25 protein-coding genes and 1 CRISPR repeat array are annotated in these 25692 nt (G+C 71.1%); of the genes, 12 read left to right on the top strand and 13 right to left on the bottom strand.

All coding sequences use genetic code 11. The features are described from left to right. Nucleotides 1-46 precede the first annotated feature (46 nt). On the top strand, nt 47-1465 hold the full coding sequence (locus C2L59_RS03795) for a glycoside hydrolase family 43 protein (RefSeq protein ID WP_103348111.1): 1419 nt from the start codon (nt 47-49) through the stop codon (nt 1463-1465). On the opposite strand, the gene C2L59_RS03800 is transcribed toward C2L59_RS03795, so the two are convergent. Next, on the bottom strand, nt 1447-2169 hold the full coding sequence (locus tag C2L59_RS03800) for a hypothetical protein (protein WP_233223258.1): 723 nt from the start codon (nt 2167-2169) through the stop codon (nt 1447-1449). The two genes, C2L59_RS03795 and C2L59_RS03800, sit on opposite strands and share 19 nt — an antisense overlap. Before the next feature lie 199 nt (nt 2170-2368). Then, complete coding sequence (locus C2L59_RS03805; protein ID WP_103348112.1) at nt 2369-2590, bottom strand: hypothetical protein; 222 nt, start codon at nt 2588-2590, stop codon at nt 2369-2371. Between the two features lie 446 nt (nt 2591-3036). On the opposite strand from C2L59_RS03805, the gene C2L59_RS03810 reads away from it, so the two are divergent. Further along, nucleotides 3037-3432 carry an HPF/RaiA family ribosome-associated protein gene (locus C2L59_RS03810; RefSeq protein ID WP_233223259.1) on the top strand — a complete coding sequence of 132 codons (396 nt, stop codon included), beginning with the start codon at nt 3037-3039 and terminating at the stop codon, nt 3430-3432. Nucleotides 3433-3455: 23 nt separating this feature from the next. Here the strand turns inward: C2L59_RS03810 and C2L59_RS03815 are convergent, their stop codons facing one another. The 4 genes from C2L59_RS03815 to C2L59_RS47735 all read right to left on the bottom strand — a co-directional run bounded on the left by C2L59_RS03815 (nt 3456) and on the right by C2L59_RS47735 (nt 6043). Next, nucleotides 3456-4304, bottom strand: coding sequence for a hypothetical protein (locus tag C2L59_RS03815; protein WP_103348113.1), 849 nt, complete (start codon nt 4302-4304; stop codon nt 3456-3458). 167 nt (nt 4305-4471) lie between these two features. Beyond that, on the bottom strand, nt 4472-4699 hold the full coding sequence (locus tag C2L59_RS03820; RefSeq protein WP_199198899.1) for a hypothetical protein: 228 nt from the start codon (nt 4697-4699) through the stop codon (nt 4472-4474). Between the two features lie 32 nt (nt 4700-4731). After that, nucleotides 4732-5436 carry a hypothetical protein gene (locus C2L59_RS03825; protein WP_103348115.1) on the bottom strand — a complete coding sequence of 235 codons (705 nt, stop codon included), beginning with the start codon at nt 5434-5436 and terminating at the stop codon, nt 4732-4734. Beyond that, the gene (locus C2L59_RS47735) at nt 5426-6043 is read right to left on the bottom strand and encodes a TetR/AcrR family transcriptional regulator (protein ID WP_199198900.1); all 618 of its coding nucleotides are present in this window, start codon (nt 6041-6043) and stop codon (nt 5426-5428) included. Before C2L59_RS47735 ends, C2L59_RS03825 begins: the two co-directional genes overlap by 11 nt. Before the next feature lie 87 nt (nt 6044-6130). On the opposite strand from C2L59_RS47735, the gene C2L59_RS03835 reads away from it, so the two are divergent. The 5 genes from C2L59_RS03835 (at nt 6131) to C2L59_RS03860 (ending at nt 10634) form a co-directional block, all read left to right on the top strand. Continuing rightward, nucleotides 6131-7357: an amidohydrolase family protein gene (locus C2L59_RS03835; RefSeq protein ID WP_103348116.1), complete on the top strand. Its 1227-nt coding sequence runs from the start codon at nt 6131-6133 to the stop codon at nt 7355-7357. After that, on the top strand, nt 7354-8208 hold the full coding sequence (locus C2L59_RS03840) for an alpha/beta hydrolase (RefSeq protein ID WP_103348117.1): 855 nt from the start codon (nt 7354-7356) through the stop codon (nt 8206-8208). Before C2L59_RS03835 ends, C2L59_RS03840 begins: the two co-directional genes overlap by 4 nt. Further along, the gene (locus C2L59_RS03845; RefSeq protein ID WP_103348118.1) at nt 8198-9496 is read left to right on the top strand and encodes an FAD-binding oxidoreductase; all 1299 of its coding nucleotides are present in this window, start codon (nt 8198-8200) and stop codon (nt 9494-9496) included. Before C2L59_RS03840 ends, C2L59_RS03845 begins: the two co-directional genes overlap by 11 nt. A gap of 417 nt (nt 9497-9913) precedes the next feature. Beyond that, nucleotides 9914-10345: a SpoIIE family protein phosphatase gene (locus tag C2L59_RS50220; RefSeq protein WP_370444713.1), complete on the top strand. Its 432-nt coding sequence runs from the start codon at nt 9914-9916 to the stop codon at nt 10343-10345. Between the two features lie 85 nt (nt 10346-10430). Further along, on the top strand, nt 10431-10634 hold the full coding sequence (locus tag C2L59_RS03860; RefSeq protein ID WP_233223261.1) for a hypothetical protein: 204 nt from the start codon (nt 10431-10433) through the stop codon (nt 10632-10634). Between the two features lie 121 nt (nt 10635-10755). Here the strand turns inward: C2L59_RS03860 and C2L59_RS03865 are convergent, their stop codons facing one another. Next, a complete protein-coding gene (locus tag C2L59_RS03865) occupies nt 10756-11007 on the bottom strand; it encodes a hypothetical protein (RefSeq protein WP_103348119.1) in 252 nt (83 codons plus the stop codon). A gap of 719 nt (nt 11008-11726) precedes the next feature. Here C2L59_RS03865 and C2L59_RS03870 point away from each other — a divergent pair. Further along, nucleotides 11727-12056 (top strand): helix-turn-helix domain-containing protein, encoded by a 330-nt coding sequence (locus C2L59_RS03870; protein ID WP_103348120.1) that lies wholly within the window; start codon nt 11727-11729, stop codon nt 12054-12056. A gap of 685 nt (nt 12057-12741) precedes the next feature. After that, a CRISPR array of direct repeats spans nt 12742-13013; the repeat unit is 28 nt; unit sequence GTCGTCCCCGCGCACGCGGGGCTGGTCC. Between the two features lie 720 nt (nt 13014-13733). Here the strand turns inward: C2L59_RS03870 and C2L59_RS03875 are convergent. Continuing rightward, a complete protein-coding gene (locus tag C2L59_RS03875; protein WP_103348121.1) occupies nt 13734-14360 on the bottom strand; it encodes a TetR/AcrR family transcriptional regulator in 627 nt (208 codons plus the stop codon). Between the two features lie 139 nt (nt 14361-14499). Between C2L59_RS03875 and C2L59_RS03880 the strand changes: the two genes are divergently transcribed. Beyond that, the gene (locus C2L59_RS03880) at nt 14500-17238 is read left to right on the top strand and encodes a LuxR family transcriptional regulator (protein ID WP_103348122.1); all 2739 of its coding nucleotides are present in this window, start codon (nt 14500-14502) and stop codon (nt 17236-17238) included. Between the two features lie 91 nt (nt 17239-17329). Here C2L59_RS03880 and C2L59_RS03885 read toward each other — a convergent pair whose 3' ends face one another. After that, the gene (locus C2L59_RS03885; RefSeq protein ID WP_103348123.1) at nt 17330-18289 is read right to left on the bottom strand and encodes an alpha/beta hydrolase; all 960 of its coding nucleotides are present in this window, start codon (nt 18287-18289) and stop codon (nt 17330-17332) included. 173 nt (nt 18290-18462) lie between these two features. Between C2L59_RS03885 and C2L59_RS03890 the strand changes: the two genes are divergently transcribed. Continuing rightward, nucleotides 18463-21180: a LuxR family transcriptional regulator gene (locus tag C2L59_RS03890; protein ID WP_146060266.1), complete on the top strand. Its 2718-nt coding sequence runs from the start codon at nt 18463-18465 to the stop codon at nt 21178-21180. Here C2L59_RS03890 and C2L59_RS03895 read toward each other — a convergent pair whose 3' ends face one another. Together C2L59_RS03895 and C2L59_RS03900 are read right to left on the bottom strand one after the other, a co-directional pair. After that, nucleotides 21181-22161 (bottom strand): aldo/keto reductase, encoded by a 981-nt coding sequence (locus C2L59_RS03895; protein ID WP_370444714.1) that lies wholly within the window; start codon nt 22159-22161, stop codon nt 21181-21183. After that, the gene (locus tag C2L59_RS03900; protein WP_103348125.1) at nt 22158-22766 is read right to left on the bottom strand and encodes a type 1 glutamine amidotransferase domain-containing protein; all 609 of its coding nucleotides are present in this window, start codon (nt 22764-22766) and stop codon (nt 22158-22160) included. Before C2L59_RS03900 ends, C2L59_RS03895 begins: the two co-directional genes overlap by 4 nt. A 29-nt stretch (nt 22767-22795) precedes the next feature. Here C2L59_RS03900 and C2L59_RS03905 point away from each other — a divergent pair, with 29 nt between their 5' ends. Next, nucleotides 22796-23143, top strand: coding sequence for a helix-turn-helix transcriptional regulator (locus C2L59_RS03905; RefSeq protein ID WP_103348126.1), 348 nt, complete (start codon nt 22796-22798; stop codon nt 23141-23143). Between the two features lie 4 nt (nt 23144-23147). Here C2L59_RS03905 and C2L59_RS03910 read toward each other — a convergent pair whose 3' ends face one another. Together C2L59_RS03910 and C2L59_RS03915 are read right to left on the bottom strand one after the other, a co-directional pair. Then, entirely contained in the window at nt 23148-23498 is a 351-nt protein-coding gene (locus C2L59_RS03910; protein WP_103348127.1) for a UBP-type zinc finger domain-containing protein, read from the bottom strand. 100 nt (nt 23499-23598) lie between these two features. Then, nucleotides 23599-24276: an NADPH-dependent F420 reductase gene (locus C2L59_RS03915; RefSeq protein ID WP_103348128.1), complete on the bottom strand. Its 678-nt coding sequence runs from the start codon at nt 24274-24276 to the stop codon at nt 23599-23601. A 281-nt stretch (nt 24277-24557) separates the two neighbouring features. On the opposite strand from C2L59_RS03915, the gene C2L59_RS03920 reads away from it, so the two are divergent. After that, on the top strand, nt 24558-25664 hold the full coding sequence (locus C2L59_RS03920) for an MFS transporter (protein WP_158263021.1): 1107 nt from the start codon (nt 24558-24560) through the stop codon (nt 25662-25664). Nucleotides 25665-25692: the final 28 nt, after the last annotated feature.

Raw genomic sequence — 25692 nt, forward strand, 5'->3', positions numbered from 1 at the left:
GGCCCGCCGCGCCATCCTCGCGGCGGACCCCCGGGAAAGAGAGACCATGACGCGCCCGATCGTCCCGGGATTCCACCCCGACCCGTCGATCTGCCGCGTCGGCGACGCGTACTACCTGGCGAATTCCAGCTTCGAGTACGTCCCGGGCGTCCCGATCCGCCGCAGCACGGACCTGGTGTCCTGGGAGCTCCTCGGCCACGCCCTGACCCGCCCGGGCCAGCTCCCGCCGTCGGCCGGAGCGGCGAACACGGGCATCTACGCCCCGACGCTCCGCCACCACGACGGCCGGTTCCACCTGGTGACCACGAACATCCTGCACGAAGGCCACCTGATCGTGACGGCGGAGAACCCGGAAGGCCCCTGGTCCGATCCGGTCCACGTGCGCGGAACGGAGGGCATCGACCCGGACCTCTGCTGGGACGAGGACGGCGTCTGCCACCTGACGTGGGCGTCGTTCTCGCGACCGGGCATCACGAGCGTCCCGATCGACCCGGTCACCGGGCGGATGCTGGCCGAGCCGCGGCTGCTGTGGAACGGCACGGGCCTGGCGGCCCCCGAAGGCCCGCACCTCTACCGCGTCGACGGCTGGTGGTACCTGCTGCTCGCCGAAGGCGGCACCGAACGCGGCCACGCGATCACGATCGCCCGCGCCCGGTCGATCGAAGGTCCGTACGAGCCGGCGCCGTCGAACCCGATCCTGACCCACCGCAGCACGACGCACCCGGTCCAGAACACCGGCCACGGCGATCTGGTGGAGTGCGCCGACGGCCGCTGGGCGATGGTGTACCTGGGGGTGCGTCCGCGCGGGAAGACCCCGCAGTACCACGTCAACGGCCGCGAGACGTTCCTGGCCGGAGTGGACTGGGTGGACGGCTGGCCGGTGATCGACGAAAACCGCTTCACGGTTCCGTTGCCGGACAACAGTTTCACAGACACCTTCCCCACGGCCGAGCTGCACCCGCGGTGGGTCGCCCCGGGCGCGGCACCCCGCACCCGTTGGCACGGCGGCCTGGTCCTGAGGGGATTCCTGCTGACCCGCGCCCCGGACGAGCAGTGGACGGCGGAGGCCCACCTCGACGTGTCCGAAGGCACGGCGGCCTTCGTGGTCCGCATCGACGACCGCCATTGGTACGGCCTGACAGCGGACGGCGAGACGGTCACGGCGACGCTGGCGATCGGCCCGGCGGTCCAGACGGTCGCCGCCGTCCCGGCGGGTTCTCGTACCTCCCTTCGCATCCGCGCGCTCGCGCCGGCCCCTTCGGGCCCGTTCCACGAGGTCGTGGAGCCGGACCTGCTGGAGCTGTCGGTCGTGCCGGCCGACGGCCCGGCCGACGTCCTGGGAACGTTCGGCGGACGGTACCTGTCCACAGAGGTCGCGGCGGGGTTCACCGGCCGGATGATCGGCGTGCGCGTCCTCGAGGGAACCGTTGCCCTGCGCGAGTTCCGCTACTTGACCGGCAGGTAGGCGGCAACCTCGGCGAGGGCGTCCAGGGTGCCGGGATCGACGTGCCCGGTCGCGGTGTCGGCTTCGGCGACGACCATGCCGAAGCCCTCCGGACGTGACTCGTAGTGCAGCCCGGTCATCCGCACCCCGGCCACCCCGAGCACCGCGGCGATCTCCAGCGGCCGCACGTCGCCGCTGCCCTGCACGGCCTCGACCTTCTCGAAGTCCTTCGCCTGCTTCTTCGAGCGGAAGCCCACCCGCACGACGGAGATCACCGCGGCGTTGCCGTGCCCGTCCCCGACGGCCAGCAGCAGCCGATCCAGCGACGTGCAGGGCGTCCTGACCAGGAAGTCCCGTACCTTGCCCGTGGCGGCCGCGGCGCAGGTGCCTTCCTTCTCCAGGCGCCGCACCGCCCGCTTGAGTTCCTTGAACCTGAGCTTCCGCCACGCCTCCTCGGCCTTCCCGCGCTCGGCGGACTTCCGCGCCTCGGCGCGGCGCGTCTTCAGCGGGCGTCCCGGCAGGGCATCGACGACGTCCCCGGCGGAGTTCCCGGCGAACACTTCCGTCGCGGCCCCGCCGGCCCCGCCGAACGCCCCGGCCCCACCGGCCCCACCGGCAATGGCCACCGCCCCCACGACGGCGACCACCACGCCCTTGCCCCGGCCACCGTCCCGGATGAAGATCCGGTTGCCGTTCTTGGTGATCCAGTGTCCTTTTTCCGCCACCCGAGCTCCCCTCGCCGGCCCACGCTGCGACGCAAGACCTACGCGCCACCCGGCGGAAAAGTTGCCGGCCGGCCTCACTTGCCGGCGATTGTCGCGGTTTTGTCCGGTCCACCCCGGAACGAGCAGAAGCCCAGGCCGCGTGGCCTGGGCTGCTGTTTTCCCGCTTCCCCCCCGGATCAAGGGGCCGCCGGTGGCCGGATCACAGGCCGCCGATCTTGACCGGGAACTTCCGGATCGTCGCGACGGTGTCGTCCGGGTTCTCCAGGTCGATCAGGTCGACCGGGTTCTGCAGCTGGTAGAGATCGCCCTTCGGCGGGAACTGGGTGAGCCGGCCGACCGGCTGTGCCGGTTCCCTGGGGGTCAGGACGAGGGGCTCGGCCCGGTCGGGCTGGTCGATGGTCATGGTGAAGCTCAGCACCATGACCTGCTCGTAGCGGGGCGGAACTTCTGCGTCAGCCGCAGCAAGCTCTTGGCGTCGACGTCGACGTCGTTCTGCTCGATGGTGATCGAGCCGTCCTGGCGGGCGCTCCCGGGGAGCCGGTTGCGGGGCGGGCCGGGCCTGCGCGGCGGGCGCGGTGATCGCCAGCGCCGGCAAGGCCGCCACGACCAGCGGCCATCGACGTCGAACCACGTGCGTCTCCTTTCGCGACCCCGCAGCCGGTGGTGGCTCCGGGGCTGGGAAATCCAGCTTCGAGGTGGGCCGGGCCCGGGCAAAGCCGCTTCCCCGTACTGCCGGGGGGCTGGTCCCTCTGGTGGTGAACCGCTCGCACAGCGTCACCCGAAGCCGGTGGGCCGCCGGTCCGCCGGGTTTGAGCCGGCCGCCATCGTGGTATTGACCGAGATCATCACTGTCCCCGGCTTCGGAGGGTGCTCGTGCAGATCCAGGTCAACACCGACCACAACATCCACGGCGGCGAAGGGCTGGCCACCTACGTGACCACCGACCTGGAGAACAGCCTGGCCCGATTCGGGGGGTGGGTGACCCGGGTGGAGGTCCACCTCAGCGAAGACGGCGGCAGCAAGCCGGACGACAAGAAGTGCGTGATCGAGGCCCGCCCCGGCGGCAAGCAACCGGTCGCGGTCACCCACCACGCAACAACGGTGGACGACGCCTACGCCGGCGCGGCGCACAAACTGTCCCGGGTGCTGGATTCCCGGTACAGCCGCGCCCACGACCACAAGGGCAGCGACAGCATCCGCCACATGCCGCCCCCGGAGGCCCCGGAGGAGGTCGGCGCGCTCGAGGGCGAGCCGCAGGGCTGATCCGGACGGGGCCGCCGGGAGCCTCAGTCCTTGGCGCGCCAGGAAAGCTCCGGAAAGCAGTTCGGTGCGAGCGGCGGTGCGGAGGTGGTCAGCGTGACCTCACGGACCCCGCGCAGCGGAACGTCCAGGTCGACCGCCTGCGCAGCGCCGCGAAAATCCCCACTGCGCCAGACGACGTCGTCCAGAGCCAGCTGCCAGTGAAGCCTCAGGTCACAGAATGGGCCCGTTTCGAGGCTGCTGCGGAACGCGTCTTCGCCGGTGGTGGTGAACGTCGTGCTGAAACCGACCCGGAACCAGTGGAAATTGCCGTCATCCTTGCAGCTGTCCGCCCGGCAGGGTCGTGAATCCGGTTTCTCACCGGACGCGTACTCGATCGGCAGGCGGGTCAGTGCCTGGTAGACGAGCACCACGACGACCACCAACGAGACAGCGATCACCAGCCCGGCGCCACCGAACAGGAGCATCTTCCGGCGCCTGCCGGCCTTCGCGAGCATCTCCTGCCGCCGCGCGTCGGCGCGCCGTTCCGTTTCCTCGATCCTGGTGATGGCCTCACCGATATCGGCGGCGGTGTTCGCCGCGAAGCCGGCGAGGCTGACCCGGAAGAGCCCGTCGTACTCGGCGAGGAACTGCCGCCCTTCGCAGGTGAAGGTCGTTTCGATCCGTTCCTTCGTCGCGCCGGCGTTCCAGCGTTCAGAAGTGGCCCGCCGGTGAACAGGCTTCACGTTCGCGGGCGTTGCGCCGAGGGCCTCGGCCCACCGGTCGAGATGCTCCTGCGAACGCAGGTACATCTCAATGTTGCCCAGTTCGCGGTCGTCCGCCTTCCTCTGCTTCTCGATGTCTGCGGCTTCTTTGCCCCGTTCCCACAGGTTCACGCCACGCCTCCACCTTCGGCCGCCGGATACCTGGAACTGCGTCGCGACCGGATCGGTGCTTGTTACACACGCGCGGGGCAAACCTGGAATGCGGAGGAGCCCAGGCCACCCGGCCTGGGCTCCTCTCATCGACACAAAGCCGTAACCGGCCTACATCGGCCGAGTCCTCAACGCCCCAACGGAGAACGGTCCTCGACAACCACCTTCTCCGCGCCACGCTTGGCGAACGCCGCCCACAGGCTGAAGCCCACGACGCCCACCGCGACCGCCAGCCACAGCCAGACGAACGGCTCACCCAAAGGGAACCGCACCAGTACGAAAATGATCATCGCGACGCCGACGATCGCGCCGAACACGGCGGAGGGCTTGGACGGTTTGATCCGGTACACGAGCATCACTCCCCAGGCTGCAGATTCGTGGCCCCCGATTACCCCCGCGACGATCTCCCGAAACAAGACCCGGGCCAGGACTGTGGCGCGGGGCCGAAAGCGCGGCGTGCGGCGCGGACCGCCAGGGCGGCGACAGTCGCGTTGGCGCCGCCGCCGACCACCGCGCCGATGCCGAACGGTGTCACCCGGCCGAGCACGATGATGCCCTGCTTGGTTCCGTACTTGGTGACGAAGTTCTTGCCCAGTACCCGGTTGATCTGGTCCAGCGTCGTCATGGGCACCTTGCCGACGAGCTGGCGCGCCCAGTGCCGGCCGGTGCGCTCGGCGACCTTGCCGACGATGGTCGAGGAACCCGACTGCCCGAGCAGGATGCCCATGACCAGCGTCCGCCGGCGTTCGATCTCGTCCAGCTGGACACCGTGCACCGCCGCGACCGAGAGCACGAACAGCGTGCTCAGCTCCAGCGAAGAGAAAGCCTCCCCCGCCGACAACGCCAGCGCGACCCCGGTGCCGACGGCGGGCGCGGCCGCGGTGGCTCCCACTGCCGCCCCGGTGCTCGCCAGCGCGCTGACGTACATCCGCTCCAGCGTGCGCACGACCTCCGCCGGGGTCGCCTCCGGGTTGCGCTGCCGGGCGCGGGCGATGTTCTTGCGCACCAACGGTGTCTGCACGCCGATGGCCTTGTCCAGCAGCGCGAGGACCGGCCCGCCCGACACCGGTCCTTGGAGGGCATCAGACGCCACCGCGAGCTCCTTCGCTTCGCCGAGGTGCCCGCGAAACGGCCGGCCCCTTGCTCATGCGCAGGATCAGGGCGACCGCGTCCTCCGGGTGGGCCGTCGGCGTCAGGACCTCCTGCAGGAGCAACCCGCGCATCGCGGCGATCGTGACGGTGGCCAGAGTCAGCGCTTCCCCGGGGTCGAGCCCTTCGCGTTCCGCGAGCGACGCCAGCACCTTGGTCAGGTCGTCGAGCGAGTCGATGAACTCACGGAAGTCCTCCGGCCGGTACGCAGCCAGTCCTACGACGTGGAAGAAGCCCCGGACGCGCGACAGCTGCTCCGGACGCGTGTAGGTCCGCCAGATCGCCACGACGAGGTCGTCGAAACCGCCCTGCCGGGCGGCCGCGAGCAGAGCCTCGTTGTCACGGGATCGCTGCGTCTTGAGCATGGCCGCCAAGACGCCCGGGAGGGACCCGAAGTGGTACCGCAGGAGGGCGTGGCTGGTCTCGGCCTTGGCGGCGACTTCGCGGAGCGACACCTCCGGTGCGGGGAGGCCCTCCTCGAAGGCGTCAAGGAGCCGGGCCAGGAGACGCTCGCGGGCGTCGCCGTTGCGTTCCGTGCTTGACAGGATCACTCCCGCAGTTTATCCATTGGAAAAGATGCTGGCTACGACGTGGTGCTCCCCCATGGTCGCAGCCGGCGCCGACGGAGGGAACGACTCATGGGCCGGTGCCAGGTGGTCGGCGCGACCGTCGTCGACGGATCGGGGCGCGACCCGGTCGAAGTCGGCGTCGGCATCGAAGACGAGCACATCACCCAGGTCGGCGGCTCCGGCGCACGCGGCGAGCGCCTCGACGCCGAGGGGCTGACCATGACGCCCGGTCTGATCGACGCGCACGTCCACCTGGGCCTGTCGAGCCCGATCCAGCCGCAGTTCTCCTTCCGGATCAGCGCCGCCGAGCTCGCGGCGGACATCTTCGCCGCGGCCGGCGCGACGCTCGACGCCGGCTTCACCACCGTCCGGGACACCGGCGGGGTCGACGGCGGCCTCGTCACCGCGATCGCGAAGGGCAAGGTCCGGGGCCCGCGCGTGCTGTCGTGCGGACCGGTCCAGTGCCAGGTCGGCGGGCACGGCTACTACGGCGCCGAGTGGGAGCCCACCGAGCTGTGGAGCAGCCACCACCTCCCCGGCCTGTGCGCCCTGTCCATGATGTCCGGCAACGCGGACGAGCTGCGGCGCAACGTGCGCGAGGCCTTCCGTCGCGGCGCCTCCTTTTTGAAGCTCTGCGTGACCGGCGGGGTGGTCGGCGCGCACGACCGGCTGACCGACACCCAGTTCACCGTCGAGGAGATCGCCGTCGCGGTCCAGGAAGCCGAGGCGCGCGGCACCTACGTGACGGTGCACGCCCACAACAACGACGGCATCCGGAACGCCGTCGAGGCCGGGGCGCGGTGCGTCGAGCACGGCACCGACCTCGACGAAGCCACGGCCACCCTGATGGCCGCGCACGGGGTGGCCCTCGTGCCCACGTTCGCCGTCGCCGAGCAGCTGCTGCACGACACCGCCGGAGCGGGCCTCGACGAGTCCGCCCGCGATCGGGTGCTGGGTGTCCGCGAGCGGATGACCGGGGCGCTCGCCGCCGCCAAGGAGGCCGGGGTGCGGATCGGGCTGGGTTCCGACCTCATCGGCCCGGCCCAGGACCGCCGCGGCGAAGAACTCAGGCTGCGCGCCGAACTCGAAACACCGATGGCCGCTCTCGTCTCGGCCACCAGGACCAACGCCGAGATCCTCGGCCTGTCCGGCCGAGCCGGTGTCATCGCGCCCGGCGCGCAGGCAGACCTCGTGTTGTGGAACGGCAACCCGGTCGAAGACCCCGGGCTGTTCGCCGATCCCGCCAACGCCGTCCTCGTCCTCAAGGCCGGCCGAATCGTGAAGGACCTCCGATGAGCACCATGTGGCAGGGCTGCCTCGCCGACACCGACTACTTCGAGCTGCGTTCCGGCGGAGGGCACGACTACGGCGTCTGGGTCACCACCCCACCGGGCTACGACCCGGCCACGGCGCCGGCGCCCGCCGTGTACGTGCTCGACGGCAACTTCGCCGTGGGCCAGACGGCTCCGCTCATCGTCACCCAGAAAGACCCCATGCAGCAGATCCGGCCCTACCTCCAGGTCAGCGTCGGCTACGCGGGCGAGGACGCCCAGCACTGGGCCCGCCTGCGCAACCGGGACCTCGTGCCGCCCGGCGAGCCCATCGCCCCGGACTTCGTCGACGCCGTGGAGACCGGGATCCGGACCGGCGCGATGACCCGCGAGGAGGCCGACGCCTACCTCGCCGAACTCCGCGAAACCCACGCCGATGCGTTCCTGGGCTTCCTCACCGACGAACTGCACCCGCGGATCGCACGCGACTACGGCACGGCCGCGAGCGGTCACGGCCTCTTCGGCTACTCCTACGGCGGCCTGTTCAGCCTCTATGCCTGGCTCAGCGACAGCACGCTCTTCGAGAGCATCGGCGCGGGCAGCCCCGGGGTCGTCGGTGAAGACAGCCGGGTCTTCGCGCGGCTCGAAGAGCTCGGCGAAGACCTGCCGGCCACCAAACTCCACCTGACGGTCAACGACCGGGAGCTGCTCGGAGACCTGCCCGTCTACCAGAACCTCGCGAAGAACGCGGCCACCGTCCTGCACCGCCTGACCGCCCGCGGCGGAGCTGTCACCAGCGCGGTCCTGCGCGAAACGCACGTGACCGGCCTGCAGGCGTCGTTCCTCAGCTACCTCAGGACCTGCCGTGCCCGGTGAGCGCGCGAGCACCGACGTGGTCGTGATCGGGGCCGGGGTGATCGGTTCGTCGATCGCCCTCGAGCTGGCACGGGCGGGGCACCGGGTCGTCGCGCTCGATCGCGCCGCCGGCGCCGGCCAGGGGTCGACCTCGGCGTCGAGTGCGATCGTCCGGTTCAATTTCTCCACCGCCGCCGGGGTGGCGACGGCGTGGGAGGCGCACTTCGGCTGGCTCGACTGGGCCGGCCACCTCGGCCACGATGTCGGTGACCTTGCGGTGTTCCGCAGGAGCGGGCTGGTCATGCTGGACGTCGAGGCCGCCCCGCGGACGTCCTGGCTGCCGTTGTTCGACGAGATCGGTGTCCCCTACGAAGAATGGGACAGCGCGACCTTGGCCGAGCGCGTCCCGGGTATCGACACCGGCCGCTATTGGCCGCCGAAACGCCTCGACGACGAGGAATTCTGGGCGGACGCGCAGCACTCGCTCGGCGGCGTGTACACCCCGGATGCCGGGTACGTCCCGGACCCGGGCCTCGCCGCCGTCAACCTCGCCGCCGCGGCCTCGGCGTGCGGGGCGGAGTTCCGCTTCCGCAGCACGGTGACCGCGGTCGAAAAGGCCGGCGGACGCGTGACGTCGGTGCGGCTGTCGGACGGCACCCGGATTCCCTGCGCCGTCGTGGTCAACGCGGCCGGTCCGTGGTCGGGCGCGGTGAACCGGCTGGCCGGCGTGGGTACCGGCTTCACGGTCGGGGTGCGCCCGATGCGGCAGGAAGTGGCGCACGTGCCGGTCCCGGCCGGCTACCGCGGCCCGGTGGTGGCGGACATGGATCTGGGCACCTACTTCCGCGGTGAAACCGGAGGGGACCTGCTCGTCGGCGGCACGGAACCGGAGTGCGATCCGCTGCCGTGGACCGACGACCCGGACACCGCCGGCATCCACCCGACGGCCGCGGTCTTCGAGGCCCAGGTGACGCGGGCCGCGCGACGACTGCCCGACCTGGCCGTGCCCCACCGGGCGCGCGGCGTGGTGGGCGTCTACGACGTCGCCGACGACTGGACGCCGATCTACGACCGCACCGAACTCGAGGGCTTCTACGTCGCGATCGGGACGAGCGGCAACCAGTTCAAGAACGCGCCGGTCGTGGGACAGCTGATGGCGGAGCTGATCTACCAGGTGGAGAACGGCGCCGACCACGACGCAACGCCCGTCCGGTTCCGGGCGCCGCGCACCGGCCTGGAGATCGACCTGGGCGCGTTTTCCCGCAGGCGCACGCGAAACACCGCGAACTCGGGCACGGTGCTGGGCTGAGCTCGGGAGCTCAACACGGCCGCCGGCGGTCTTGCGTCCGGACGGTGCCGGTGGTGTGGCCGGGTGAACTCCGGATAGCGGAGGTGACCGTGGACGGTGGGGTGCTGGGACCGGGCGATGTGCTGGCGGCGGCCGAGGCCGCCCCGCCCGTGGAATCGGTCGGGTCGTCGCGCGCGACCTACTCCTTGGACCGCGAAATCCTGCACCTGTCGATCACCGACGCCGCCGGGCACGACGTGGCCTCGGCACTGACGGCGACCCTGCTGGTCGGCGCGCTGCGCGGGCCCGGCGAGCCGGTCACGACCTGGCCGTACAGGCGCAGCAAGCCAACCAGGCCCTGCTCGACCACGGCGGCGAGGTGCGCTGGCGACCGGCCTGCTGCTGCGCGCCGACCTGCAGACGGGGCAGGTCGGACTGGTGAACGCCGGACACCTCTCACCACTGCTGCTGCGCGACGGCGAAGGGAAGCCGGTCGAGCTGGAACCGGCTCTGCTCCTCGGCGTGCGGCCGTACCTCTATCGGGTGCAACGGCTGGACCTGCGCCCCGGTGACCGGCTCGTGCTGCTCACCGACGGCACGTTCGAACGCGAACACCACGCACCCGGCGGCCGGCGCGAGCAGCGTGAGCCCGATTTTCGCCGCGTAGTACCGAAAACGACGGTCAAGCAAACCTTCACTCCGCGCGAGGCGCATCAGATCGCCGAAGTCGTTACGCGGCGTCGCGTGGGTGTCCGCGTCGATGTTCGCCGGCGAGGTAACCATGAAGCCCCTTTCCCCATCCTGCGCCGCCGGGAGTCGGGGCGACCACGCACCCCTGCCCCACCCGGATCCCGTAACCGCTCGTACTAAGCGAAATCGATCGCTCGGTGACGACAGGTCCGCGGTGGGGCACCTATGGCGCTTCGAACGTGCCTCGCCGGGCGACAGCACCACGGTGGAGAACAGCGACACGGCCACCGCCTACCTCGGGCTGCCCCGGCGACGGCTCGACCGGCCCGACCTCGTCCCCAGCCCGGGCGCGGTCGCGCGGTTCGTCGCGGAAGCGGCCGCCGGACACGAAACCGGTGACGAGCGGCCCGTCCCGGCGACCCGCGAGTCACGGGCCGAGCGGTCGAGGCCCTGCCTGCACCCTCGGTGACCGGAATCCCGAGGGGTGACGGGCATCTCGGCGGCGAGCCGCTCACCACCCTCGCGGAGCCGGCGGTGCTACGCCGAACCGACCGGCGGCCGAGCCCCGGGAGCGCATCCGGGGCCTGCCCTCAGGCGCCGAGGCGGCTGTAGATCCGGCTGGCCATGGTGGCGGCGAGCTGGTGCAGCTTGTCCGTCGGGTCGAGCTGGGCGTACTGCCCCAGCAGCTCGGCCACGGCGTAGGCCTCCGTGCCCGACAACAGGGCGATGCACCGTTCCCGGCGACCTCGATCGATCAGCCGCACGAGGGCGTCGGCGTAGTCCTCGCGGTTGCGCACCGCAGCGAGCTCGACCGGCTCCTGCCCGGCGACCTGATCACTCATCGCGCTGTCCTCTCACCTGCGGTTCCGTGGAAGTGAGGTACCCCGATCGAGTCATGGCGTAAAATCTATGTCGACGGCGTTAGACATTCGACGCCGGGTGCGTGTAGAGTTCTCCTCGTACCGAGAAAGACAACGTCAAGCAGGCGCGGGAGAGGACGTAACTACCCGCGAAGTGAGACAAGGCGGTCAGGCAGCACGGGGCCAATCAGTGAACAGGTCTCGGCTGGTGACCGGAGCAGTACGCAGCAACGTAGTAGCAGTAATCAGTTAGTCGGCAGTATCAGCAGTATTCGCAGTTGGCTAGATCGCAGTATGCAGTGCCAGTCAGGTGGCCGGAGCCGATCAAGGTAAGGGGTTCCGGGCAGTGGCTCGCGGTATCAGGCGTGCTGGGGCCGATCAGTGGAAGGGTTCCAGCCGGTGATGACCGCGGAAGCAGTACGCAGCAACAAGAAGAAGGAAACACGGGAAAGAAGGGAAAGGGCACATCATTGGATCGCCCGCAGCGGCTGGGCAGTAACGCCGCGCGGGTACCGTAGTCCCATCGGATTGGCAGGTGGTTCTCGGTTACGAGTAAGCGATCCTCGCCTCGTCCGCCTCTCGGCCGGGCGACGCGAGTACAGGAACCCGGCGGTCGCGTCGGTTGACAATGGTGAAACCCAACCCCTGGGACCCCGGGTGCCGTGCATGGCACCCGGGGTCCCTTGTGATGTGGAGGTGGAATGATCCCTGACCAACACGCCCCGGCCACGCCCGCGGCCGACAAGTTCGACGACGAGCACTACCCCGGCTACACCATGGGCCGGGCCGCGGAAATGCTGGGCACCACGCAGAACTTCCTGCGCAGCCTCGACGAAGCCGGCCTGATCACCCCGCAACGCTCCACCGGCGGCCATCGCCGCTACTCCCGCCACCAGCTGCGCATCGCTGCACGAGTCCGGCACCTCGTCGACGAAGGCACCGCCATCGACGCCGCCTGCCGCATCATCTCCCTCGAAGACCAGCTCCACGAAGCTCAACGACGCAACACCAGTCTCCACCCCGCCGAGTGACCCGCGAGGTGTACCGCCGGCGCCCGCAGGTGGTACACCTCGATTCGACCGCAGAGGATCTCCGGGTCCGGCACCCAGGCCGGCGGGATGCCGTGGCCTCGCCTACCTTCGCGACGGCCTTATCGATCCGAGGCACCCAAGCATCAAACAGCACGCTGGACCGAGCCTGCGACTTGCTGCGCCCACCCGAAGCTCATCCGTCGACTCGACCGCTCCTCACCTACTGCGCTCAGTCGCTGACCGCGGCGCCGACATCGGCCGGCCCAGCAGCTGACTCGCCCCTACCCACGGCAGCAAAAAGGCCCAGGTCGTCGACCTGGGCCTTGCGCTCCCCCGCTTGGACTCGAACCAAGAACCCTCAGGTTAACTGGAGGCTCTGGACGCGGCTCGACATCAGTCGATCCAGCTGGGATGTTCGCATTCGCTCATGCCGTGATTCGATGTCAATCGACGTCGATCGTCGCCGTTTATGGAGCATGAATGTTCCCTCGTTCGTGATCTCAGACGTGGATGGAGGACCTACAGGGCACGTGGCCATCACGACGCATCGGGAACGCGTCGCCGGGACGCATCAATTTAGTCAGAGGTCGCGCCGTCGACATCGGCCGAAGACAGTCTCGAGATGTTCAAGACGAAGGTGAACAAAAAACACCGTTACGACTGGTAACGTGCCAGGTCAGCAAGCGTCGTCCCCGCGCACGCGGGGCTGGTCCCCCTGCAGCGACTCGCGCAGCTCCTGCGCCTGGTCGTCCCCGCGCACGCGGGGCTGGTCCGGATTGGGCTCCCCGGTCGAGACCGAGGCCGAAGTCGTCCCCGCGCACGCGGGGCTGGTCCCATCGCCTTCACATACACCCAGTACGTCACGATGTCGTCCCCGCGCACGCGGGGCTGGTGGCATGGAACCGTTCAACTGCGACCTCACCGGCTCGTCGTCCCCGCGCACGCGGGGCTGGTCCCCGTGCCGCGGCCGAACCGGCGAGAAAGGCGAGGTCGTCGATGTTGAGGAGGCGTGAGCGGCGGTGCCGAGCAAAACGGTCCGCCGCGATCTGGTGACACGCATTTGGGCAACCTTCGACGGTAGCAGTCCGGTCCGCAAGGTTGCGGAATCGCACCGAGGGGTCCCTGCCACTGCGGGTCGTTGGCTGGGCCGGTCCGTGGTTTGGCCGGCATGCGCTTCCGGCGCCATGGCCGGTCCCGGCATCGCGCCCGAATTCAGGTGATCTTGGAACTCGATACTGTCGAAGACAGTGAGGTCACCATGCTGTTGAAGACCGCCGTGGGCACCGAGTCCAGCTGGATTGTCAAAGGCATCTGCCGGGGCGATGCACATATAGCCGCCGTCGGTGGTTCGGGCATTGGCGGGTAGGCCGGGTACTGGGGTAGTGCGACAGAGCGTCACTCTACGGAGCGAGTCGGTAATATCTCTACCCTTGAGAGGTGTGGTGGGCGGATCGATCGCGGGCACGGCTCTGCGCGGCTGGAGTGCCGACGAGCACTCGGCACGTCCTCGCGCGCAGTCCGGAGCTGGCGCTTCAGTCCGGTGACTGCCAAGGCGGGCCAAAGTTGATTAGAGGACAGTCCATCGATTAGAGTGCCCTGATGCTCGGTTACGATGCGTTGCCGCGGATGCGCGATTGCATCGCGCGGCGATGGAGCGCTCCGGCGATGAGTGATGTTTCAAGTGCCGGGGGAGGCGAGCAGTGCTCTCTTGGCTTCGGCGGCCAGCCAGTGCTCGGCGTCGTCGAAGCTCCATTTGCGGTGGCTGACGAGGCTGAACCAGGCGTCCTGTCCGACGTAGAACCACAGCACGTCGGCCGCCGTGTGCTCGGCCACTTCGGGCCGGAGCGCGTTCAGTTCGATCAGTCTGGTGGCGATGACTGCGAGCGCGGTGGAGTATTGAGCGTTCCCGGCTTCGAGGACGGCTGCCGCGATGGGTTCGGTGCGGCATTCAGGAACGAGCGCCTCGAGCATCTCCCAGTGCGCTTCGTGGGCCAAGCGGGTTCCGCGTGCGGCGAGGTCGACGACCTCCCGGGGGTTGTCGCTCCGGGCTACGGCGAGGAGCGTTTGTCCGGCGTTGGGGTCGTGAATGGCAGGTACGAGCAGTTCCCGGAGGATCTCGGCCTTTCCACCGGCACTGCTGTAGACGGTCTGCGGCGCGACGCCAGCTGCGGCGGCGATCTGGGCGACGGTGACGTTGACGTAGCCGTGCTCGATGTAGAGGTCGCGGGCGCTGTCCAGAATCGCGGCGCGGGTGGCGGCGGCCGCGCTGAGCCTGCGGGGCGAGTGGTATCTCCCCTTGGCCACTACGTACCTCGCGCTCTGACGATCACCCCACCGACCAGGCGGACTTTAGCACCGTGCCCAGATTGGTCATCCCACCTCTTTCCAAGATCGAGTCGCCGCGTTCCCATCAGGCCCACCCGGCAGCCGGGGGTGAGCCGCGGTGATCGGCCGGACGGCTGAACTGGACGAGCTCGCGCGGGTCGCCCGGAGCGTGACGGCCGGCGGGGCGGCGGTGGTGCTCGCGGGCGAGGCGGGTATCGGCAAGACCCGGGTCGTGGAGGAGTTCAGCGAACTCGCTCGCGCGGAGGGGTTCCGGCAGCTGCGCTGCACGGGCCTGGAGGGCGAAGGGCATGCCGGGTTCGCTGGACTGCATGAGCTGCTCCATCCGGTGCTGGACGAAGCCGAAGGGCTGCCGGAGCGGCAGCGCCAGTCCTTGTTCACCGCCTTCGGGATGGCCGACGGACCTGCCCCGGAAGGGCTGCTGATCGGTCTTGCCGTGCTGGGCCTGCTCGAAGAGGTGGCGACGCGGCAGCGGCTGTTGCTGGTCGTGGAGGACGTGCAGTGGCTCGATCCTTCGACCGCCGAGGTGATCAGATTCCTCGCGCGCCGCCTGAGTGCGGCACCGATCCTTCTGCTGGCGACCGTTCGCACGGGAGCCGGGGACGCCGAGCCGGCGAAGTCCTTGCCCGGTATTCCTCTGACCCTCGGTCCCTTGTCCGCGGCGGACTCGGCGCTGCTGCTCGACAGTGTCGCCTCGGACCTCACACCGGCCCGCCGGGCCCGCATTCTGCAGGAGGCGGGCGGCAACCCGCTGGCGCTGCGGGAGATTGCCGTCGCGTTGCGGGAACGGGGACCGGCGCCCGAGGTGCCGCTTCCTCCGCTGCTGCCCACCACCCGCCGCCTGGAACAGGCTTTCCTCGCCCAGACCGCGGCCCTGCCCGCGGCGAGCCGGCGGCTCCTGCTGCTCGCCGCGGCCGGCGGCGAGCTGGCGCTGAGCGATCTCGTCGCGGCGGCCCTGCAGGTCGGCCTCGGTCCCGAGGACCTCGATCCTCTGGAACGCAGCGGGTTGGTGGAAGTGTGGCGGGGCCGCGTGCGATTCAGCCACGGGCTGCTTCGTTCGGCCGTCTACGGAGCGGCGTCGTCGATCGAGCGCGCCGACGCGCACCGCGTTTTGGCCGCGGTCGCGCAGGATCCGATGCGGGCGGCGTGGCACCGCGCGGCGGCGGCCGGCGCGCGTGACGAGAACATCGCGGCCGAGCTGGAGGCCGCGGGGATGGGGGCCGCGCAGCGAGGTGCTCTCGCGGAAGCGGTGAACGCGCTCGAGCGTGCGGCGGCGCTGTCGCCCGAAGCGGCACCGCGGGCCCGGCGGTTGGCCGCGGTCGCCGAGCTGGCGCGTCAAGCGGGCAGGACGAACGACGCCCTCGGCGCGGTCCGGCAGGCCAGGCCGCTGGCCACCCAGCCGGCCGTGCTCGTGGAGCTGGCCGGAACCGAGATCGTGAACAACCTGATGTCCGGGCTGCCGTCGCCGAGTGAACGGGGCCTGGTGGCCCTGGCCCGGCGGCTGGCCGGCCCGGCCGGGGACGACCACCGCGCCGAGCGGATCCGGCTGCTGTGGGCCACGGCCGTCCAGCTCGCCCTCCGGCCCGGCGGCCAGCACAACGCCGCCGAAGTCATGGCCGAGCTGACGAAGGCCGACCCGGACCTGCGAGACCCGCTGCAGCTGATCGGGCTGGCCCTGCTGGATCCACTCGGCTACACCTCCCAGGCGCGGCCGCGGCTGGAGACGTTGCTGCCGCCGGTGCTGACCGAACCGCGGGTCCTCCTGAGCCTGGGTTTGGCGGCCGAAACAGTGCAGGACCTGCCCACCGCGCTCGCGGCGTTCACTGCCGGCCGGACCCATCTGCAGCGCAGCGGCGCTCTGGGAGACGAGAGCCATCTGCTGGCGTGGCTGGCGTGCCAGCGGGTGCTCGTGGGCTCGCTGTACGAGGGCGTCGCGGAGGCGACGATGGCCGAGCGGATGGCGACCGAGCTCGGGCTGCCCGCGGTCGCGGCGGCCGCAGCGGCCTCCGGCGCACTCGGGCTCGCCTGGCGAGGGGAGCGTACCGAAGCCGTCGCCGCGCTCGCCCGGCTTGGCGAGCAGGCACCGGACGCGTTGTGGACGTCGACGACGGCGCGCGCGGCCTGGGCCTCCGGGCATCTTGCGCTGCAGCAACGCAGCTATCGCGACGCGTGGCTCGAGCTGCGGAAGGTGAGCGCGGACCGGACGACGGCCTTGTGGGCGCTCGGGGACTTCACCGAGGCGGCCATTCGTTCGGGCAAGGCCGAATCGGCGCGGCGGGTGCTCGATGGCGCGGAGCGCGACGCCGCGTGGCTGCGCTCGGCGGATCTGGACATGCTGGTGCAGCGGTGCCGCGGGATGCTTGCTGCCGGCAGCAAGGCCGGCGCCCATTTCGAGGCCGCGCTCGAACGCGGACGCGAGGGGCTGTCGGCGCTGGAACGGGCACGGACCCAGCTGGCCTACGGCCAGTGGCTGCGCCGGGAGCGCCGGGCGCCCGACGCACGAGACCAGCTCTCCGCGGCGCTGTACGCCTTCGACGAGCACGGGGCCGAGGAATGGGCGAACCAGGCGGCCGCCGAGCTTCGGGCCGCCGGGGTGCTCTCGGCCCGCCGTCCGCGGACCGGTCGTCCGGGCGCCGGGGTGCTGACCCCGCAGGAACTGCAGATCGCGCGCTTGGCGGCGGACGGGCTGACGAACAAGGAGATCGCCGACCGAATTTACCTGTCGCACCGGACCGTCGGCGCGCACCTGTACAAGATCTTCCCGAAGCTCGGTATCACCAACCGCGCGCAGCTGAGGGAAGTCATGACGGACCCCGGAGTGCCCGAAGGCCGAGCATGACCCGTCGTTCCGGCCGGCCTCGGCGAGCGTGGGCAGCCGGTCACGGGCGCGCACCGGGTTCTGGCCGGTGCGCGCCCGTGCCTGGCGGAGGTCAGGCCGTGCCGAGCACGCCGGACAGGAAGCCGATGCCCTGCGTGATGGCCGCTTGCGCGGCACGGGTGCCGCGCAGCGGGTTGAGGCCGACGAAGTCGTGGACGATGCCCTGGTAGCGCACCGCGGTGACCGGCACGCCGGCCGCGCGCAGCTTGGCCGCGTACGCCTCACCCTCGTCGCGCAGCACGTCGGCCTCGCCGACGATGACGAGCGCCTCGGGAAGCCCGGCCAGATCCTCGAGGCGCGCCCGCAGCGGCGACGCGGTGATCTCGGCGCGCTGTGCGGGGTCGGTGGTGTACTGGTCCCAGAACCACTGCATGCCCTCGCGGGCGAGGAAGTAGCCGGTTTCGAACTGGCGGTAGGAGCCGGTGTCGAAGTTGGCGTCGGTCACCGGGTAGAACAGCAGCTGGCCGGCGAAGGAGATGCCGTCGCGCTGCTTGGCCAGGATCGTGGTGACCGCGGCCATGTTCCCGCCGACCGAGTCGCCCGCGACGGCGACCCGGCTGGTGTCGAGGCTCTGCTCGGCGCCGTGGGTGCGGATCCATTCGGCCACCGCGTAGATCTGCTCGATCGCCGTCGGGTACTTCGCCTCGGGCGAGAGGCTGTAGTCCGGGAACACGACGGCCGCACCGGTGCCGACCGCGAGTTCGCGGATCAGCCGGTCGTGGGTCTGCGGCCCGCCGAAGACCCAGCCGAGGCCGTGGACGTAGAGGATGACGGGCAGGACACCGGTCGCGCCGACCGGGCGGACGATCCGGACCGGCACGGTGCCGGTCGGGCCGCCGGTGATCGTCAGGTCGGCGATGTCGGCGTCGGGCACCTGCCCGGGGTTCGCCTGCACGCTGTCGACGATCTTGCGGCCCTCTTCGGGGGACATCTGGTAGAGGAACGGCGGCGTCGAGTTGGCGTCGGCGAAGGCCTGGGCGTCCGGTTCGAGGACGGGCTTGGAGTCGGTCATCGGTGTTCTTTCTCTCGTGGCGGCGAAACCCGCGGTGGGCGTGATGCCGACGGTTCCAGGCCCGCCGCGGCGAGGCATCTGTCACGCGACTGGTGTTGGTTGTGGCCTCCGGCCGAATCCGGCGGACCGACCTATGCTCGTGCGGAACAGCCCGGAAGGAAGGACCACGCCTCGTGATCGGCCGCACGTCGGAACTGTCGGTCCTGACTCGCCTGATCGACACGATGACGACGACGGGGCGCGCCGTTGTCATCGCCGGTGAGGCGGGGATCGGCAAGACCACCCTGGCCGAGGCCGTCGCCGAGCACGCCCGTGCGGCGGGATTCCGCGAGCTGCGCTGTACCGGCTACCAGAGCGAGGCCACCCCGGGCTTCGCCGGTCTGCACGAGCTGCTGTACCCGGTGTGGGACGACGGTTCGTCGTTGCCCGACCGGCAGCGCGCGGCCCTGCAGGCGGCGTTCGGCCTGGCCGACGACGCCGGGGTGCAGGACCTCCTCGTCGCGCTCGCCGCTCTCGGGATCCTCGAGGACGCCGCGTCCGAGCAGCCGGTGCTGCTGTACGTCGAGGACCTCCAGTGGCTGGACGCCTCGAGCGCCGCCGTGATCAAGTTTCTCGCGCGCCGGCTCACCAACGCCCCCATCCTGCTGCTGGTGACAGTCCGCGCGGAGGACCCGGAGATCGAGATTCCCTGGGCGCCGGCCGGAGCCGTCCTGCCGTTGGCCCCGCTGACCCGCGCCGAGTCGGACGAGTTGCTGGCACACGCCGGCGTCGCGCTGAGCGAGGGAGAGCGGAAGCGGATCCTCGACGAAGCCGGCGGCAACCCACTCGCGTTGCGGGAGCTGCCCGTCGCCGTGCGCGAGCACGGCGACGGCGTCGGGCTCCTGCCGGGCTTGCTGCCGACCAGCCGCAGGCTGGAGTCGGCGTTCCTGGAGCAGGCGGCGCACCTGCCCGACGGCAGCCGGCGCCTGCTGGTGATGGCGGCCTGCGGGGAAGACATGCCGCTGCCCGAGCTCGTCGCCGCCGCCCGGGAACTGGGGCTCACGAGGGAGGACCTCGATCCCCTGGAGAAGTCCGGGCTGCTCACGCTGTCGGGTGACCGGCTGCGTTTCCGCCATCCCCTGGTCCGGTCGGCGGTCTACGGCGCGGCGTCGTCCCGCGAACGCACCGCCGCCCACCTCGCGCTGGCGGCCGCCGCCCACGATCCAGGCCGCGCGGCCTGGCACCGCGCCGCCGGCTCCTACGGCCGCGACGAGACGCTGGCCGCGGAGCTGGAGGCCGCCGGCCAGACCGCGGCCCGGCACGGAGCCCGCTCCGAGGCCGCCGCCGCGCTGCAGAAGGCGGCCGAAGTCTCCCCGCGCGTCGACGACCGGGTCCGGCGGCTGTCGGAAGCAGCCGAGCTGGCGCGCCGGGCGGGCGAGCCGGACGCGGTCTGGGCGATGCTGCGCGAAGCGGTGCCGGTAGCGACCGAGCCCGACACGATCGTCCAGCTGGCCAGCACCGAGGTGGGCACGTCGCTGGCTTCCGGTGTGCCGGCTCGCAGCATCCGTGAACTGCTCGTGCTGGTCCGCCGGCTGGCCGGTCCGGACGGATCCGGACACCCGGAGGCCCGGGTGCGGCTGTTGTGGGCGATGGCCCTGGAGTGCGTGGACCGTGCCCGTAGCGCTGAGGAGACCGCCGCGGTCGCCCGGGAATTGGCGGCGATCGATCTGGGCCGCTGGGATCCGGTTCAGGAGATCGCCCGGGCGCTGGTCGATCCCGCCGGGCGGCTGGACGTCCTCAAGCCCAAGCTGCGTTCGCTGGTGCCACTCGTCGGACAGGACATGCGGGTCCTGCTCTCGCTCGGCCACGCCGCTTTTTTGCTGCACGACCTGCCTGCCGCTCGGCTGGCCTGGGCGGCCGGCTGCGACTACCTGCCCTCGCTGGGCTCCTCGGTGGACGAGGCGCAACTCCTGGCCACGCGCGCGAGCACGGAGCTTCTGCTGGGCAGGCTGCAGGAGGCACAGCAACGGGCCGAACTCGGGCTGCGGATCGCCGGCCACGCCGGATTGCCGGCCGTGGCCGCGGCCGCCGAGGCGGCCTCCGCGTACGCCTTCGCGTGGCGAAGTGAGATGGCCGAGGCCGCGGCCGCCGTCCGGCGCAGCCGGCGGCTGTCGACGGAGGCACCGCGGGGACACGAGACAGCCCTGGCCTCGTGGGCCGCCGGGCTGGTGGCCTTCCACAGCCAGCGGTACGAGGAAGCCTGGACCGAGTTGATGCAGGTCCAGGTGTTCCCCCCGCTGGCCCGGATGAGCGTGGCCGACCTGACGGAAGTGGCCCTGCGCAGCGGGAAAGCCGGCGACGCCGAGGCGTTCGTGACCCGCGTCGAGGCCGACGCCCGGGTCTTCGACTCACCGCACCTGTGGACGGTGGTGCACCGCAGCCGCGCGTTGTTGCTGGACGGACCGGAAGCCGCCGAGCACTACGAGCTGGCGCTGGAGCACGGCCTGCGGAGCGAGGCGCGCATGGAGGTCGCCCGCACGCAGCTGGCCTACGGCGAGTGGCTGCGGCGGAGGCGGCGGATCGCCCAGGCCCGCGAGCACCTCACCGCGGCGAGCAAGGCTTTCGAGGACGCGGGGGCGCAGGGCTGGGCGGCACGGGCGGCGGCCGAGCTCACCGCCGCCGGCGGCACGCCCGCCACCGCCGCCAGGACCGGCGTCCAGGGCGGACTCACCCCGCAGGAACTGCAGATCGCGGCGCTGGCCGCCGAAGGGCTGACCAACAAGGAGATCGCCGACCGGCTCTACCTGTCGCACCGCACGGTCGGCGCACACCTTCACAAGGTGTTTCCCAAGCTGGGCATCACGGCGCGCACCCAGCTTCGGGACGTGCTGGAAAAGCCTTCCGAGACCTGATCACGCGTGCAACCGGGCCAGACCGGCCTCAGTGTCCCGTTCGCCGGCGACCCCGGTCTCGGTCACCGCGCGCCGGAGGGCCGCGAGGTCGTCGCCGGTCAGCACCAGGTCGACGGCCGCGGCGTTCTCCTCAAGCCGCGAGCGGTACCGGGTTCCGGGGATCGCGACCGCACCCTGGGCCCGCACCCACGCGAGCGCGACCTGGGCGGACGTAGCGTCCTTCGCCGCGGCGATCCGCTGCACCTGGTCGACGACCCGCAGGTTCGCCGCGATGGCCTCCGGCTGGAACCGGGGCAGCGTCCGGCGGGCGTCGCCGGGCTCCAGGTCGTCCACCGTGGTGATCCGGCCGGCGAGGAAGCCGCGGCCGAGCGGGGAGAACGCGACCAGCCCGATGCCCAGCTGCCGGAGCGTGTCCAGCACGCCGTTGTCGAGCACATCCCGGGAGAACAGGGAGAACTCCGACTGGACCGCGGCGAGAGGATGCACCGCGTGCGCCCGGCGGATGGTGGCCGCCGAGACCTCCGAGAGCCCGATGTGGCGGACGAGCCCGTCGCGGACGAGTTCGGCCATGCCGCCCACGGTTTCCTCGATCGGCACGGCGGGGTCGACCCGGTGCAGGTAAAACAGGTCGATCACGTCGGTGCCGAGGTGGCGCAGGGAACGCTCCGCCGCGCGGCGGGCGTACTCCGGGCGGCCGTTGAGGCCGTGCGGACGGCCCTCGTCGTCGAATTCGGTGGCGAACTTCGTCGCCAGCACGGCCACGTCGCGCCGGTCACCGAGGGCGCGGGCGATCAGCTTCTCGTTCTCGAACGGCCCGTACGCCTCGGCCGTGTCGATCATGGTGACGCCGATGTCGAGCGCGTGCCGCAGGGTCGCCATCGCCTCGGTTTCGTCGGTGGTGCCGTAGAAGGCACTCATGCCCATCGCGCCGAGCCCCTGCGCCGGGACGGTGAGACCGTCACCCAGCATCGTCTGCTTCACGCGTTCTCCTTGTTGTCGTTCTGTTCACGGCGCTCGTCGAGCACCTCGAGAAGGCGGTGCATCTGCACCGGCATGTCCCCGGGCTTGCGGGCGGTGATGAACTGCCCGTCTTCCACCGCAGGCTCGTCGACGTAGGTGGCGCCGGCGGCGCGCACCTCGGGGGCGACGTCCCGCCAGGACGTCATGCGGCGGCCTTCGGCCAGCCCGGCGCTGATGAGCACCTGGGGTCCGTGGCACAGGGCGGCCACCGGCCGGCCGGTGGCCGCGAATTCACGGACGAAGTCCAGCGCCGCCTCGTTCTTGCGCAGCTCGCCGGGGGCGAGGCCGCCCGGGACGAACAGGGCGTCGTAGTCCTGCGCTTGCGCGCCTTCGATCGGGCGGGTGCCGGTTCTGAGCGGAAGACCCTTGTAGCCGGTGAAGCCTTCCCCGGTCGGGGTCAGGACGTCGACCTGGTAGCCCGCTTCCCAGAAGCGGTAGTAGGGGTAGAAGAACTCGGTGTCTTCGACCTGGTCCGCGGTCAGGATGGCGACCCGACCCTTCGGCTCGACGTCGGGTGCGATCGCGGCGCGGTTGTCCTCGACGGACGGCGTGATTGTTTGATGCATGTCCAACAGTGTGCGCTACAGTTGGACACATGTCAAACAGTCAGTGGGGTGAGCGGTCCCCGGCCTTCCCGGAACCCGAGCCGGACCGGATCGACTTCGTCGCCGTGCTCAAGGCGCTGGCCGATCCGGTGCGGCTGCGGATCCTGCGCACCCTGGCCGACGACCGCTACCACCCCTGTTCGGTACAGGAGTACGACCTGGACATCCACAAGTCCACGCTGTCGCACCACTTCAAGACCTTGCGCGAAGCCGGGATCACCTCGACGCGGGTGCGGGGCCGGGAGCACGCCGTCCAGCTGCGCCGAGACGACCTCGATGCCCGCTTCCCGGGCATGCTCGGCAGCGTGCTCGCGGGGGCCGCGGACGTCGACGCCTGACCGGTCACCGGTGCAGGTGCTCGGCCCAGTCGCCGGGCACCCGCGCCGCCGGGCCCGGCACGCCCTGGCCCAGCGGACGGTGCTCGGGAGCGGCGAGCGCGGGGCCGCTTTCGTACATGACCTGCTCGCCGTAGTCCCAGAACCATTCCTCGCCCGGCTCGAAGCTGCGCACGAACCGGTGACCGGTGGCCGCGGCGTGCGCACTGGCGTGTTGGTTCGGCGAAGAGTCGCAGCAGCCGATCCGCCCGCACCCGGCGCATCGCCGCAGGTGGAACCACCAGCCGGGCGGGGTCATGGCTTCGCAGTCGGCGCAGCCCGTGCCGCTCGGCGGCGCGGCGGGGTCGATCCCCTCCATGGGACTCCTTCACTCGGGTTTCCGACGCGCGGGTGATCGTGGCCGGAGTGGTCAACGCTGGTCAGGCGGTCGCGGACGGCAGGTTCCCCGCCCGTGTCGCTCACTGCCGGGTCTGCTGCTCCGCCGGGGTCAGCCGCACGAGGTCCTGACCGAGCAGCGGTCCGCCGGGCACCTGGTGCAATCGGCCGCCGTCGGCCAAGCCGCCCAGGTCGATCGGCGCGAACCCGAGCTCGGTCAGCAGGCCGGTGAACATCTTCTTGGCGTCATCGTCGTCACCTGAGACGAACAGCACGCGGTTGCCCTCCGGTCGCCGTGGGTCCGCGGCCAGCGTCGCGGCGAACAGGTGGTTGAACGCCTTGACCACGCGTGCGCCCGGCGCCCGGCGGGCGACCGCTTCACTGGAGGTTTCCCCCTCCGGGCCGGACGACGATCCGGCGTAGTCGTTGGTGGCGTCCACCAGCACGCGGCCATCCCAGCCGGGCAGCCCGGCGAGCGCCTCGGTCGTGCGGTCGCCCGGCACGGCGAGGACGACGAGCTCGGCCTGGGCCGCCTCGTCGCGGGTGCCGGCCGACACGCCGGACCCCAGCTTCCCGACCACGCTCGCCAAGGTGTCCGGGCCGCGGCTGTTGCTCAGGACGACCTGGTGACCGCCCGCGGCCAGGCGGGTGGCCACCGCGGTGCCGATCGCTCCCGCTCCCAGAATGCCGATCTTCATCGTTTCCCTTTCGTGGCTTTGCTGTCGGATCCCATCGTGAACCGCGGCAGGGCACCGCCACATCGGTCACGTGACTTACCCGGCCGGGTCGTCCGCGCACCGTTACCACTGCGGCGAACGGTGCCGACCGGCCGGCGCCGACGTCCGCGGATCCCATCCGCAGTCACGTGACGGATGCCGCCGGCCGCCGGGAAAGACCAGCCTGGGCGGGACCCAACGTCTGCGAGCGGGAAGGCTCATCGGTGCCTCAACCAACAACCGCCGTCGGCACGCTGCCGGCCTGCCTCGGTCCACGGGAGCCCGCGGCCGCCGGGGGACGAGCGGGGTGGATCGCCGTCGGTTCCGTGGCGGCAGCGTCGTTCACGCTGGTCCTGTCCGAGTTCATCGTGATCGCCGTGCTGCCCGACATCGTGCGGCAGTTCGGTGTCTCGGCCGGCACCGCCGGGCTGACCCTCGTCCTGCCAGGGCTGCTCGCCGCGGTCGCGGCGCCCGCCCTCACCTTGGCTTTCGGTTCACTGGACCGACGCGTGGTGCTCTGGGGCCTCACAGGCGTCGTCGCGCTGTCGGACCTGCTGGCCGCGCTCTCCCCCAGCTTCGCGCTGGTGATGATGGCCCGGTTGCTGCTCGGGGCCGCGATCGGCGCGTTCTGGACGATCGGCGCCGGGGTGGGTCCACGGCTCGTTCCGGCAGCCCGCGTGACGCGGGCCACCTCGCTGATCATGGCCGGCATCTCCGCGGGCACGGTGGTCAGCCTGCCGGTCGGCCACCTCGTCGCCCAGCACTGGGGCTGGCGCTCGGCACTGTTCGGCGTGGGCGCGCTGAGCGTGCTGGTCCTGCTCCTGCAGCTACGCGTGCTCCCGCGGATGCCCGCCGGCAAGCCCTTGCACGCCGGGGATGTTCTCGGGCTGTTGCGCCGCCCGCGGGCGCGCGTCGGGCTGATGCTCTCGGCCCTGTTGTTCTTCGGGCACTTCGGCGCCTACACGTTCGTCTCGTCGTATCTCGGTGACCGCGCGGGGTTTTCGGCCTCGACGGTGGCCGTGTTGCTGCTGCTCTACGGGATCGCCGGATTCGTCGGCAACTTCACCGCCGGGGCGACGCTGAACCGCAGCCTGCCCGCCACGCTGGGCACCGCCGCGGCCGTCCTCGCCCTGTCGCTGCTCGCGCTCGGACAGTGGCACGCGCAGGCCCTGGTTCTCGTCGCTCTGTGCGCGTGGGGAATCGGCTTCGGTGCCGTGCCCATTTCGTTGCAGACCAACATGATGCGGGGCGAGGCGGCCGAAGGTGCGCTCGCGCTCTTCGTGACCGTCAGCCAGCTGTCGCTGGCGGCCGGGTCGTTCGTCGGCGGCCTGGTCGTGGACCACGTCGGGGTGGCGACCGACTATTTCGTCTTCGCGCTGCCCGCGGTGGCCGCGGTGCTGGTCGCCGCGACCGCCCTGCGCCGCCTGCGGTAGCCGGACCGCGCACAGAAAGTGAGTTCAA

Origin of the sequence: Amycolatopsis sp. CA-128772 (assembly GCF_002904295.1) — a bacterium.
Taxonomy (GTDB): Bacteria; Actinomycetota; Actinomycetes; order Mycobacteriales; family Pseudonocardiaceae; genus Amycolatopsis.

What these genes read in the sequence shown, in the direction of transcription:
- C2L59_RS03795 (WP_103348111.1), top strand. Translation starts at nt 47, where the DNA reads ATGACGCGCCCGATCGTCCCGGGATTCCACCCCGACCCGTCGATCTGC.
- C2L59_RS03805 (WP_103348112.1), bottom strand. Translation starts at nt 2,590, where the DNA reads ATGGTGCTGAGCTTCACCATGACCATCGACCAGCCCGACCGGGCCGAG.
- C2L59_RS03820 (WP_199198899.1), bottom strand. Translation starts at nt 4,699, where the DNA reads ATGCTCGTGTACCGGATCAAACCGTCCAAGCCCTCCGCCGTGTTCGGC.
- C2L59_RS03835 (WP_103348116.1), top strand. Translation starts at nt 6,131, where the DNA reads ATGGGCCGGTGCCAGGTGGTCGGCGCGACCGTCGTCGACGGATCGGGG.
- C2L59_RS03840 (WP_103348117.1), top strand. Translation starts at nt 7,354, where the DNA reads ATGAGCACCATGTGGCAGGGCTGCCTCGCCGACACCGACTACTTCGAG.
- C2L59_RS03865 (WP_103348119.1), bottom strand. Translation starts at nt 11,007, where the DNA reads ATGAGTGATCAGGTCGCCGGGCAGGAGCCGGTCGAGCTCGCTGCGGTG.
- C2L59_RS03870 (WP_103348120.1), top strand. Translation starts at nt 11,727, where the DNA reads ATGATCCCTGACCAACACGCCCCGGCCACGCCCGCGGCCGACAAGTTC.
- C2L59_RS03885 (WP_103348123.1), bottom strand. Translation starts at nt 18,289, where the DNA reads ATGACCGACTCCAAGCCCGTCCTCGAACCGGACGCCCAGGCCTTCGCC.
- C2L59_RS03900 (WP_103348125.1), bottom strand. Translation starts at nt 22,766, where the DNA reads ATGCATCAAACAATCACGCCGTCCGTCGAGGACAACCGCGCCGCGATC.
- C2L59_RS03905 (WP_103348126.1), top strand. Translation starts at nt 22,796, where the DNA reads ATGTCAAACAGTCAGTGGGGTGAGCGGTCCCCGGCCTTCCCGGAACCC.
- C2L59_RS03910 (WP_103348127.1), bottom strand. Translation starts at nt 23,498, where the DNA reads ATGGAGGGGATCGACCCCGCCGCGCCGCCGAGCGGCACGGGCTGCGCC.
- C2L59_RS03915 (WP_103348128.1), bottom strand. Translation starts at nt 24,276, where the DNA reads ATGTGGCGGTGCCCTGCCGCGGTTCACGATGGGATCCGACAGCAAAGC.